Here is a 12,967-nt window from a genome sequence, read left to right on the forward strand (position 1 = left end):
ATTAAAGGATATTCTCTCTAACTCTATACAAGAAAAGAACGATCTGTGATATAGTTTATATAAATGTGATAGTTCTTCCCCATTATAAATGAAAGAGCTTAACTTTTTATGTTACTATACGATAGATATAATAAGTATTCTTTAATTCCTGATTTTGTAATATTACCAAAAATCAAATCGATGAGGAGTGACTTTTTTGCAAGTTAAGAATGTACGAACAAAATTTCTTATTATTTTATTACCATTATTTATTCTGAGTTTCATCATTTTATCAGCTATTAGTTATTCTCTGGCGCATACTGCTCTTTTAAATGATGCTGATAAAATCGCCCGCAGCCTCGGTGATCAAATTGCTGCCGATATCAAAAACGAGATGTCTGAACCAATAATTCGTCTGGATGATCTCGCCAAAAACCAGTACCTCATTCACGGGGATGATGCCACTCGTCAAGTCCTCTTAACAACACCAAAATCCAACACCAGTAATGTTGCTCAATATTTTTATACCGATATTAATGGTCAGGCCATTCGTGATGATGGCAAACATTTAGATCGCGGTGACCGTGATTATATCAAAATACCAAAACAAACGCAAAAGCCTTATATCGCGGCACCATTTTTAGGTGAATCCACGGGGAAACTCATGACGATGATGACGCGCCCCGTTTTTGAAAATGGAACCCTGGTTGGTTTTGTCATGGCCTCGGTAAATCTTGACAGTCTTTCCAAACTGGTCGAAAAAGTTTCCTTTTTTGATACTGGTTATGCTTATTTAGCGGATAGTTCCGGCATTGTCATCGGCTACAGCCAACGGCCAGAATATGTTGGCAAACTGGATCTAACAAAAAAAGATATTGAAGGCGGCGGTCAGGTTGATGATCGCCTGATTGCTGGATTTAAAAAAGCGATGGAGACAAAGCAGCAAACATCCAGTGACTACAAAAGCACAGATGGTGTCGAAAATATAGCTGTCATTACCCCGATTGAACTAGATGGTCGTACTTGGGCTGTTATTGCAGCAGCTCCACGCACTGAAGTAGAGGGCGCTGCTGATCACCTATTCAAAATCATGGCCATTGTTTCTTTGCTAGCTATCTTATTGGCTGTTTTCGTCATATTTTATTTTGCCAAACGCATCGCTGCACCAATTGAGGCCATTCGCGATGAATGTAATATTTTAAATTCCGGTGATCTCAGGCAAAATGATTTAACGATCAACAGCCATGATGAAATCGGCCAGCTCGCACAAGGTTTTAATACAATGCGCCAAACATTACGAGCACTACTAAAAAAAGTACAATCACAAACAGAACAAGTCGCAGCTTCGAGTCAAGAATTAACCGCCAGTGCCCACCAATCTTCAGAAGCTGCAAATCAAGTTGCAATCTCCATCACTGACATCGCAGCCGGCGTGGAAACACAGTCGTCCTCTTCAAAAAAAATTCGAGGTATATCAGAAAACATTTCAACAAATACCGATGCCTTAACACAAAAAACGCAAAAAATAGCAGATAATGCTAAAACAACAACTTTACAGGCTGAAACGGGACGAAATTCAATTGCAAAAGTCGTTGAACAAATGCAGCAAATTACCATTGGCACAAAAACAATTGAAACCGCCATCGAGGATCTTGCCAAAGGTTCAGATGAAATTGGCAACATCGTTGAACTCATTTCCAATATAGCCGGTCAAACCAACTTACTCGCTCTCAATGCAGCGATTGAGGCAGCTCGAGCTGGTGATGCCGGGCATGGATTTGCGGTTGTCGCTGAAGAAGTACGAAAATTAGCCGAAGAATCGGAACGGTCTTCTAAACAAATTGCTGAACTTGTTAAGAAAAACCAAGTTGGCATGAGTCAAGCAGTTGAAGCCAGTCGTGATGGCTCAAAAAATGTGCAGCTTGGTATTGATACCGTAAAATCTGCGGATGAAGTCTTTAAAAGTATTGTTATTGCCATTGAAACGCTATCACGTGAAATTATTGATGTTTCAAAGGCTATTGAAACCATGGCCGCAGGCAATGCAACCATGCTCTCATCCATTCAAGATATCGATCAAATCAGCACGAAAAATTCAGATGATGCACAATCTGTTTCCGCTGCAACAGAAGAACAATCTGCCTCAATGCAGGAAATTGCTTCCGCCAGCCAAAACCTCGCCACCCTCGCTAGTGATTTACAATCCGAAGTATCAAAATTCAAAGTATAATTTTCAATCACGAAACGCAGAAGTCCCCGGTTCAAAGAACCGGGGACTTCTGCGTTTCGTAAATATATTCTACACTATGTCATTGTCATCTACTTTCTGCAAAAAAGCTTCGATTCGGTCCAGCCCGATTTTAATATTTTCTAATTTAATAGCGTAAGAAAGTCGAATATACCCCGTCACACCAAACCCAGTACAAGGAACCACTGCAACATTTACTTTTTCAAGCATTGCTTTTGCAAATACATCTGCATTAAGAATCGTAATACCATCTATACTCTTGCCTATAAGTTGTGAAATATTCACCATAAGGTAAAAAGCTCCATTTGGAACAATACAAGATAAATACTGGATTGATTGGATTCTCTCAACAATATAGTTTCGTCTGCTGACAAACTGTGTAATCATTTCATGAATTAGCGATTGATCGCCACTAATAGCAGCTTCCGCGGCTTTTTGAGCAATTGAATTGGGATTTGCTGTTTCATGGCTTTGAATATTCGACATAATTTTTGCTATCGCAGTATTTGATGCGGTATAACCGATACGCCAGCCTGTCATAGCATAGGTTTTTGATACCCCATTCACTAAAATGGTATTATTTTTGATTTTTTCATTAAGTGAAGCAATACTAACATGTGTATAATCTTCATAGAGGAATTTTTCATAGATTTCATCGGATATAATAAATAAATCATGTTCAATCGCCAATGTCGCAATTTTTTCCAAATCAGCTCTTTCATAAACCTGACCACTAGGATTATTTGGACTGTTGATTAATATGGCTTTTGTTTTGTCTGTAATCTGCGCTTGAATCTGTTTTACATTCATTTTAAAATTATTTTTTGCATCCATATTGACCATTACAGGGATAGCTCCGGCTAATTTTATAATTTCCGGATAACTGACCCAATAAGGCGAAAATAAAATGATTTCATCACCAGGGTTACAGATCGCTTGGAATGCATTAAGCAACGAATGTTTTGCACCATTACTTACCACTATATTGGCTGGTACATACTCCAAATCGTTATCTTTCTTGAGTTTGTTACAAATCACCTGTTTTAATTCCAAAGTGCCTGAGGCCGGAGTATATTTGGTAAATCCACTTTGAATGGCTTCAATAGCTGCTTTTTTTATATAATCTGGTGTATCAAAATCGGGTTCCCCTGCACCAAAACTTATTATATCAATACCTTGCTTTTTCATTTTTTTCGCCAATGTATCAATTTCCAAAGTCGGTGATGGCTTAATTTCTAATCCTTTTTTTGATAAAATCATAATTCAATCAATCCTCGCAAATTTTTATTATTAAAATAGCATTACAGTATAACTATACAATATTACGCTATTTTTTTCTATTAGTTTACCATTATAGGAAATATAGTATTTTAGAATGAAACAAATGTTTTCTTATATTGGATATCGGAAATATATAGCAGCAAACTATTGGAACTTTTCTCTTTATCTTACTGCATAAAATAAAATAGACCCTATAGTCGACGCGTTTCAGTGTCTGTCCCATAAGATCTATTTCAGGTTTTTCTAGTCCTGCTGTTTTGATTTTTTCAATTCAATGATAAAGGCAGCACCCTCACCAATTTTACTTTCAATATAAAGTTCTCCATCATGCAGATTTACAATATCACGGGCAATTGCCAGACCTAATCCATTCCCCCCTGAATCCCTTGATCGGGCCCGATCGACACGATAAAATCGATCGAAAACTTTATGTTGATCAGGCAAAGAAATGCCAATCCCTGTATCTCGAACCATAATGCGAATTTTATTTTTTTCAAATTCCCCATCAACTTTTACGGTAACAACACCATTACTGGGTGTGTATTTCAATGCGTTATCAATCAAAATAATCAAAAGCTGCTTAATTCGCTGTATATCGGCACGAATGAAAATCGATTCCTGTTTTACAAAAAACAAGTTAATATGTTTTTCGTCCGCGAGTGGCTGCATTTTACGAACGACTTCATGTATGGCCTCTATCAAATCAAATTTTTCAGTCACCAGCTTAAACGTTTGATTTTCACTGCGAGCAACCAGAAGCAAATCTCCCACGAGTTTTGTCATCTTTTTAACTTCATCGCGCATATCTGCAATTACCTGTCGTAAAAAAGGAGAAACAATCGATGCATCATTTCCTAGAACATCTACCGACGCCATAACTACACTAAGTGGTGTCCTTAGTTCATGTGATGCATCAGCCGCAAACTGCCGTTGCCGTTCATAGGCTTCCTTTAAAGGTATAATAGCTTTGCCCGCCATGATATGTCCGGCAAAATTTGCCACAATAAATGCTAAGAGCGAAAGCAATCCCAAAATCAAAGTTGCTTTACGTAACCCATTGTATACGGATGCAACATCTTTCCCTACGTAAACCATTCCCCTGTTTTCACCATCAATAATAATCGGTTTTGCCGCCATCAATACTTTATATTCATATTTAAAATTATGCGTATTGGTAAATTCCATGATCTGATCATCTGGAACGTTCCACTTTTGAATCGCTTCCAAAATAAGCGGTTCAAGAATCGGTACAGCACGGGAATAATTGATCAATTTCCCGTGATTATCAAAAGCATAAAAATAGAGACGTCCATTGCTGGCTTTGTAGTCTTCACTATCATCTGCTAAAGAGCCATGACGCTGCAACAAAATAATTTCTTCATTTAAGACATCTTCCGTCGTATCTAAAACCTCACGTTCCTGCTCGGAAGTAATAGACCATTCCATACTCTCATGCATTCCAAACACTAAGAGAAGTAGAAAGAAAAACATCATAAGTGAATAAAACATAGTCAATCTTCGTCTGGTTTGACCAAACATATTCAAAGACATATCCCCCTAAACTTCCAGTTTATACCCCACACCACGAATCGTATGAATCATCGTTTTATCTTCACCCAGATCCAGTTTTTTACGCAAAAGCTTAACATACGAATCAATATTATTGGAGCTGACCTCGGATTCCAATCCCCAAATCCGATCCAAAATAACATCTCGCGGCACAACCAGTCCCAGATTTTGAGCCAACAAATCAAAAATCTGAAATTCTCGCGGTGATAGTTGGATCTCTTGTTCATTTTTACTAAGCACCTTAGCTGTTCTATTCAACGTAAATTGACCAATTCGCAAAATTTCCTGCTGAATTTTCTGATTGGTACGACGCCCAAGAGCTCGAAGTCTCGCCAGTAATTCCTCAAATTCAAACGGTTTCACCAAATAATCATCTGCACCCGCATCCAGACCAGCTACCCGATCTTCTACCGCATCTCGCGCTGTTAAAATTAAAATCGCTTTTTCGTAACCAGCCACACGCAGACGCCGACAAACACTGATACCACTTTCAGTCGGCATCATCCAGTCTAAAATTAAAATGTCATATTCATCATAAACTGCATATTCATAAGCCATATCACCGCTGACAACCCACTCTACGGTAATTTTATTTTGTTCCAGCATATATTTGATCAAATTACCTAATCTTTTATCGTCCTCTGCCAATAAAACACGCATCTACACCAAACTCCTTCGCTTGATAAACTTCTACTTCATAAATTATACCGCATATTTCACTTTAGATACTATACTTTTTCAATTTAGCTGTAACATGCCGCGAAGGTAAACAAAAGTATATGCATAGTATATATACGGATCTTGAAAATCCGCTGAAAAATTGATTCATTAACTTTTTTCCGGTGAATTTCCAATAGCATATTTACCTTAATCCAAAATTTTGCTATAGTTAGCATAAAATCCATTACATCGTGAGGTTATATAAGATGATGAATTGCAGTGGTTTTCCGCCCTCGGTCAATCAAGATTCAACAATTTTAATTCTCGGCTCTATGCCTGGGGTTCGATCACTTGCTATGCAGCAATATTATGCCCATAAGCAAAATCGTTTTTGGCCGCTTCTATCAGTGATCCTTGCACAAGAGCCGCAGGTTAGCTACAAAGATTCTTTAGCCATGCTGCTAAGGAATCATATTGCCCTTTGGGATTCACTGGATCTTTGCCAACGTGATGGCAGCCTTGATACAGCGATAAAAGAAGAAATACCCAATGATTTTCCCACTTTTTTCAAAGAATATCCACAAATTCACAAGGTGTGTTTTAATGGTGCAGCAGCCTGCCGACTCTTTAAAAAACACTACAAAACCTTATTGGATGATTTGCATATCAAAACCATGACGTTACCATCTACCAGCCCCGCAAATGCACGCTGGACTTTAGAAAAGCTCCTGCCGGTCTGGCAGCAAGCACTGCTTAAATAAAAAAACGAGCCCCCATTAAAAATGGGGGCTCGTTTTTCAATTAAGCAGATTGTTCAGCAAAAAACAGTTTTATATCTTCTTCTACTGTACCAATACCAGCAATGCCAAAATTTTTAACCAAAACATCCACAACAGTCGGCGATAAGAATGCAGGAAGTGTTGGCCCAAGATGAATATTTTTTACCCCTAAGGATAAGAGTGCCAATAGTACAATAACTGCCTTTTGTTCATACCAAGCAATATTATAAATGATTGGTAAATCATTTATATCATCAAGGCCAAAAACTTCTTTCAATTTCAGAGCAATCAATGCCAAAGAATATGAATCATTACATTGTCCAGCATCTAACACACGAGGTATTCCGCCAATATCACCTAACTCCAATTTATTATATCTGTATTTTGCACACCCAGCCGTCAAGATAACTGTATCCTGTGGCAAAGCTTTAGCAAATTCAGCGTAATAATCTCTTGATTTCATCCGACCATCACAACCAGCCATCACTACAAATTTTTTGATTGCACCGGATTTTACAGCTGCAACTACTTTATCAGCCAAAGCAATGACTTGATTGTAAGCAAATCCACCAACAATCGAACCAGTTTCGATTTGTTTTGGTGCTGCGCAGCCTTTCGCCTGCTTTATAATCGCCGAAAAATCTTTTGCCTCACCAATCCCACCAGCAATATGTGTGCAGCCAGGAAATCCAGCGGCTCCTGTTGTATAAATACGATCTTTATAACTGTCTTTAGGTGGAACAATGCAATTCGTTGTCATGAGAATCGGTCCGTTAAAACTTTCAAATTCTTCTTTTTGTTTCCACCATGCATTACCATAATTCCCGACAAAATGTTTATACTTTTTAAAAGCTGGATAATAATGTGCCGGCAGCATTTCAGAATGTGTATAAACATCCACACCTTGATTTTCGGTCTGCTGCAATAACATTTCAAGATCTTTTAAATCATGCCCTGATATTAAAATTCCGGGCTTATCACCAACACCAATATCAACTTTCGTAATTTCCGGATCGCCATAAGTAGTCGTATTTGCTTCATTTAACACTGCCATACCCGCAACGCCAAATTTACCCGTTTCCATCGTCAAGGCAATGAGTTCATCTACCGATAAACGATCATCATGAATTTTAGTAAGTGCTTCTTGTAAAAATATATCAATTTCTTCCTTTTCAAAACCAAGGACATTCGCATGTTTCAGATAAGCCGCAATCCCCTTTAAGCCATAAACAATTAACTCACGCAGACTGCGAATATCTTCATTCGTTGTGGCTAAAACACCAACTGTTTTTGCTTTTTCAGCCATTTCCTCATGACTGTTGCTCTGCCAAATAGCCGCATCTGACAAATTGTGTATTTCACTCAACTGAGCTGCCAAATTTTTATTGAGAGCCATCGTTTCTTTTACGCATGCAGAAATCACAGCATCATCAAAATTTGCATTCGTAATGGTTGTAAACAAATTTGAAGACACAACATGATTTACAGCAGCATCCACTACTTTACCTTCCTGCCTTAAAGCCATTGTCACCTCCGAAAGCCCAATCGTTACATAACGCAGCAAATCCTGAATGTTAGAAACTTCCGCTTTTTTCCCGCATACACCAATTTTAGTACAGCCTGAGCACCCTGCCGTTTCTTGACATTGATAACAAAACATAGCATTTTCCATTTGTCATACCTCCAAATATATTTTTTATTTTACACGGATCTGCTTAGGCAAATCAGTGGGAATACCTATTGCGTATCCAAGTCATACTATGATTGTAATGGATTCTGTTGGATAAATATGTTGCTATTGCAACACATTTATCTTTTATTTATCAAAAGAGTGCAACTATATTAAGTTTCGTAACTATTCTATATGGCAATCGTCATTCTTATATCCCACTTCTGGCAGACTCATAGGCTAGATGTAATTTCTTTAATACATATATATATCTTACCATATTTAATATAATAGGAGCTAAAATATTTGAATAGTCAGTTTTTATAACAAAAAAGAACACAGAGACTATAACAATATAATTATTACAACCTCTGTGTCTATTTTATGAATATGACCTATTAAATTTAAATATGATTATCGACAATTGCATCACGGCCTTCTTCGCCTGTACGAATCTTCACCGCATTTTCTACTTTATAAACAAAAATCTTTCCATCACCAATATGACCCGTACAGCAAACCTGTTTTACCACTTCAATAACACTAGCTGGCGGAACTTCGCACACGACAATCTCAACTTTCACCTTCGGATGCAGCGTAACCTCTACAGCGGTTCCACGATATACCTCTTTATGACCTTTGGATAATCCGCAACCATAGACATTGCTCACCGTCATCCCTGTAACTGCAATCTTATTTAAAGCTTCTTTCAAATCTTCCAGTTTTTCTGGGCGAGTAATGATTTCAATTTTATGAATCGTACACATATTATTTTCCTCCTCTAATTACCCTGCTCGATTTATTTTTATGATATAAAGCCTGTAAGCATCTATCATAATGAAAAAGAAACTTATTTAAGCCATATGAAAATCATACGTACAACTTAAATAAGCTTCTTTGCTTACCTGATTCATTTACTACTTATTTTATTTTTCAATATATCACTGATTGCATAAATTTACAATACTTTATCACATGAATATTGTATTTTTTTGTATTTTGATGCAGCAGTTTAATCCAGTACCCCCAAAAGTGCCAGCATAATACCTCCAGAAATCGCTGTTCCAAACACGCCCGCTAAATTCGGTCCCATGGCATGCATAATCAAGAAATTCGCTCGATTTTCTTGCAAACCAACCATATGCGAAACACGTGCCGCAATCGGCACCGAAGCAATACCGGCTGAACCAATCAGCGGATTAATTTTACCACCGCTGATTTTATTCATAATCCTTGCGCCGATAACCCCCGAAGCTGTACCAAAAGCAAAGGCAAGCAGCCCAAGTAAAATAATGACCAATGTCTTGAAATTCAAAAAGGTATCGGCCTGCATCGTAGAACCAATTGCTACCGTCAAAATCAAGGTAACGATATTGAGCAATGTATTGGCAGCGGTTTCCGCCAAACGATCTACAACCAAACATTCTTTCAATAAATTGCCCAGCATCAGCATCGTAATGAGCGGTGCCACCGGTGGTAAAAACAAGTTAACAATAATAGCGATTACAATAGGAAAAACAATCTTTTCCAGTCTGGAAACATATCTTGGTTGTTCCATGATAATATTCCGTTCTTCTTTCGTTGTAAGAAAACGCATAATTGGCGGCTGTATCAATGGCATAAGTGCCATATAAGAATACGCTGCCACCGAAATCTGCGGCAATAAATGCGGTGCTAATTTCATCGTGACATAAATGGCCATAGGACCATCTGCACCGCCGATAATTCCAATGGCTCCAGCTTCCGCTAACGTAAATCCTAGTAATTTCGCACCAATCAGTGCTACAAAAATCCCTAAATGTGCCGCTGCCCCTAAAATAACCAAGCTTGGATTTGCAATCATCGGACCAAAATCTGTCATAGCCCCAATTCCTAAAAAAATCAAAGGAGGAAGTATAAGAAGTTCTACACCTTGATATGCGTAATAAAATAATCCGCCCGGTTTTACTAAATCCGATCCCGGAACATTTGCAACAATACAAGCCAAACCTATCCCTACCAATAGAAATGGTTCATATTTTTTTACAATTCCTAAAAATAGTAAAATACCGCCCACGATAATCATTACGATATTGCCCCACCAAATTTGCATTAAACCAGTCTGCTGAACTAAATCAGACAACAATCCCATTAACTGCTCATACATGTTTATTCCTCCAAACTAGTTTTCTGATATTCTTAGATAATCAATATTTATCCTCTTTAATTTCACCCAAATGATTTAACCAGGGAAACAGGGCTAATACCCCGCCTATAGCGGCAATAAAAATGAAACTCAGGAAAAAATCAATTACACTTAATGCAATAGCGCCTTGCAGCGTATCCGGTAAATTCATTATTTTAACCCCCTTATACTAATTTACGATTCGTTAAAAATCTTGTCCGCTGCCGAGCTTTTTTTAACAGCGCTTCCTGATTCACAACAATCCGCTTATGAATACCATGACCTACCTCACCTTGTTCATCCCACGCTTTTATTTGCAAAACCACTTCATGATCTTCGATTTCAATAATTGTTACTTTGATGGTGATCGTCATGCCTAAACTCGTTGTTGCTGTATGCGTAAATTCAGTTGAATATCCTATACTGATAAACCCCTCTGGCAAATATTGATCGATGGTTTCTACAGAAGCTTTAATTGCCATTCCCACACAAGCTGGCGTTGCCAATAATTCATTTAATTCTTTTGTATAGTTACTAGCCGTATCTGATTTTTGCACCACTTGGCGAATCATCGCATTTTGTCCTACTGAAAGTATCTCTCTTAAATCAAACATCTAATATTCCCCTCTCCGCATTTTATTTTCATTTACAAATAATCTGAAAATTGTTTTATTTTTATTTTATACCTAATTCACAAAAAAAGGAAATACAAAAAAGTAATCTATTTCATTCCTTTTTGCTATCCTTGTTAATGTTTCAACACATTTACCTAGAAATCAGGTAATCCACTACGGCAAAATACAGCAATAGTATTAAAATTCAAATTTGAAGAATAAAAATTTACAAATAAAAATTTTTTATTGTTTGACATTGCTGTTCCAGCTTAATAGAATGTAGATAGAACCAGTTACTGATCACACGACAGCTAAAAATTGGGGGATTACATAAATGGATAAAAATTTGAAGGCCGCAAAAAAAGTACTGACGGATTTCCTTGATTCATGTTATGTTAATCGAAATACAAATAAAATTCTTCAACTACTCGCTACAAATGCCTATATATATAAGCCCGATTTACCAACCCATTTTATTACAAAAGCTGATTTTATAGTCTACTTGGAAAATGAAGCCGAACAAAATACAATAGCACCTTCTTATCGAATCCATACATTTCATGCCAAGCTAACCCCCAACCAATCCGTTGACCTTATCGTTTCGATTATTTTAGTGAATCAAAATGAACCAGATACAGGCTGCTGCCCCTATCAAAAATGGAATATAACTGCAACCTTGCGATTGCATGACAATAGCTATTTGATTGATGTGATTCATTTTTCTCTCGCGACAAATCAACAATCTAAAAAAGATAAGCTGGCATTTATCAAAGCACAGAGTCTTTTAAAACTTGTTCAAGCGCGCTATCGCATTATTTTGGAATGCACAGAAGATATCATTTTTGAATATAATATTCCTCATGATGTATTAACGTTAAATTATAATATTGATACCCCTGAAGGAAAAAAAAATAAAAAAGTGCAAATAAACTCATATTCTACCTCACTTTACAAAAAAAGTTCAATCCACCCGGCTGATCTCGAGAAAATCGATAAAGTCTTAATGGATAAACTTTCCCCTGACAATTTGACACTCCGCCTGAAAGGCCCCCAAAAAACGATATATCGCTGGTTTGAATTAAGAGGAACCTGGATTTATAATGACATGCAAAAGCCATTTTGTTATACAGGGCTTTTACACAATATTCATAAACAAAAGCTGCAGATTGATGCCTTAACCTATAAGTCAGAACGAGATGGGCTTACTGGACTGTACAATCGTCAGGCGGCCGAATATTTGATTATGTCTACCTTAAAAAAAGACAGCCAGCAGCAACATGCTTTTATTATTATTGATATTGATTATTTCAAACAGGTCAACGATGTCTTGGGACATCAGTTTGGTGATTCCGTATTAGTCAGCCTCGCAAAAAAACTGAGTATGACATTTCGGTATGACGATATCATTGGACGCTTTGGTGGGGATGAATTCGTAGTCTTCATGCGCGATATCCCATCCGATGAGATGCCCCTGGAAAGATCACAGCACTTAGGTAAGCTGTTTCGACGAAAATTTATTGAAGCCTTTAATCAAAAATTTTCTTGCAGCATTGGTATCGCTATTTATAAGAAAGATGGACAAACCTTTGAAGAACTTTATCATGCTGCTGATGTTGCTTTGTATGAGGCTAAGAATCACGGCCGCAATCGTTGTTATATGTACTCGCGTGAATTCGAGTAAGATTCAGACTTTGATACTCAAACTATATATATGGTCTAATAAAATTTTTATACAAGTCATGACCTCCGGTAAACCGGAGGCTTGCTCAAGCCCTGGAAGGGCATATTACTAACATAAGCCCCTCAAGGGGCGTCCGAATGGTCTAACCAACGTTTTACTTTTTCGGGCGACCCCTAAAGGGGCTTTTTATTTATGCCTTTTGCTTCTTGCTACCCGTAAACGGGTCCACAAACTCTTTTAAACTCATTTGTTCTGTTATTTGATCTTGTTCTAGCTGATTCCTAATGTAGTTCTCTATCTGCTTTTTATTTCTTCCTACCGTA

11 protein-coding genes and 1 pseudogene are annotated in these 12,967 nt (G+C 37.5%); 3 read left to right on the forward strand and 9 right to left on the reverse strand.

Going from position 1 to position 12,967, the window contains the following annotated elements:
- The first annotated feature begins 187 nt into the window (after positions 1-187).
- Entirely contained in the window at positions 188-2,209 is a 2,022-nt protein-coding gene (locus F606_RS0117870) for a methyl-accepting chemotaxis protein (protein ID WP_245542148.1), read from the forward strand.
- Between the two features lie 69 nt (positions 2,210-2,278).
- Here the strand turns inward: F606_RS0117870 and F606_RS0117875 are convergent, their stop codons facing one another.
- The 3 genes from F606_RS0117875 to F606_RS0117885 all read right to left on the reverse strand — a co-directional run bounded on the left by F606_RS0117875 (position 2,279) and on the right by F606_RS0117885 (position 5,737).
- A complete protein-coding gene (locus F606_RS0117875) occupies positions 2,279-3,487 on the reverse strand; it encodes a pyridoxal phosphate-dependent aminotransferase (RefSeq protein ID WP_019555267.1) in 1,209 nt (402 codons plus the stop codon).
- A 264-nt stretch (positions 3,488-3,751) separates the two neighbouring features.
- A complete protein-coding gene (locus F606_RS0117880) occupies positions 3,752-5,059 on the reverse strand; it encodes a sensor histidine kinase (protein ID WP_033368619.1) in 1,308 nt (435 codons plus the stop codon).
- A gap of 6 nt (positions 5,060-5,065) precedes the next feature.
- On the reverse strand, positions 5,066-5,737 hold the full coding sequence (locus F606_RS0117885; protein ID WP_019555269.1) for a response regulator transcription factor: 672 nt from the start codon (positions 5,735-5,737) through the stop codon (positions 5,066-5,068).
- A gap of 266 nt (positions 5,738-6,003) precedes the next feature.
- Here F606_RS0117885 and F606_RS0117890 point away from each other — a divergent pair, with 266 nt between their 5' ends.
- On the forward strand, positions 6,004-6,498 hold the full coding sequence (locus F606_RS0117890) for a DNA-deoxyinosine glycosylase (RefSeq protein ID WP_019555270.1): 495 nt from the start codon (positions 6,004-6,006) through the stop codon (positions 6,496-6,498).
- A 40-nt stretch (positions 6,499-6,538) separates the two neighbouring features.
- Here the strand turns inward: F606_RS0117890 and hcp are convergent, their stop codons facing one another.
- The 5 genes from hcp to F606_RS0117915 form a co-directional block, all read right to left on the reverse strand.
- Entirely contained in the window at positions 6,539-8,188 is a 1,650-nt protein-coding gene (gene hcp / locus F606_RS0117895) for a hydroxylamine reductase (RefSeq protein ID WP_019555271.1), read from the reverse strand.
- A gap of 401 nt (positions 8,189-8,589) precedes the next feature.
- The gene (locus F606_RS0117900; protein ID WP_019555272.1) at positions 8,590-8,952 is read right to left on the reverse strand and encodes a P-II family nitrogen regulator; all 363 of its coding nucleotides are present in this window, start codon (positions 8,950-8,952) and stop codon (positions 8,590-8,592) included.
- Positions 8,953-9,197: 245 nt separating this feature from the next.
- Positions 9,198-10,331, reverse strand: a complete 1,134-nt coding sequence (locus F606_RS0117905; protein ID WP_019555273.1) for a sodium ion-translocating decarboxylase subunit beta — start codon at positions 10,329-10,331, stop codon at positions 9,198-9,200.
- A 40-nt stretch (positions 10,332-10,371) separates the two neighbouring features.
- Positions 10,372-10,521: a hypothetical protein gene (locus tag F606_RS23380; RefSeq protein ID WP_019555274.1), complete on the reverse strand. Its 150-nt coding sequence runs from the start codon at positions 10,519-10,521 to the stop codon at positions 10,372-10,374.
- Positions 10,522-10,534: 13 nt separating this feature from the next.
- Positions 10,535-10,963, reverse strand: coding sequence for a thioesterase family protein (locus F606_RS0117915; protein ID WP_019555275.1), 429 nt, complete (start codon positions 10,961-10,963; stop codon positions 10,535-10,537).
- A 334-nt stretch (positions 10,964-11,297) separates the two neighbouring features.
- On the opposite strand from F606_RS0117915, the gene F606_RS0117920 reads away from it, so the two are divergent.
- Positions 11,298-12,644 (forward strand): GGDEF domain-containing protein, encoded by a 1,347-nt coding sequence (locus F606_RS0117920; protein WP_019555276.1) that lies wholly within the window; start codon positions 11,298-11,300, stop codon positions 12,642-12,644.
- 190 nt (positions 12,645-12,834) lie between these two features.
- On the opposite strand, the pseudogene F606_RS23750 reads toward F606_RS0117920, so the two are convergent.
- Positions 12,835-12,967, reverse strand: a pseudogene (locus F606_RS23750) (IS200/IS605 family transposase); the annotation flags it as partial.

Origin of the sequence: Propionispira raffinosivorans DSM 20765, assembly GCF_000381065.1 — a bacterium.
In the GTDB taxonomy this organism is placed as follows: domain Bacteria; phylum Bacillota; class Negativicutes; order Selenomonadales; family Selenomonadaceae; genus Propionispira; species Propionispira raffinosivorans.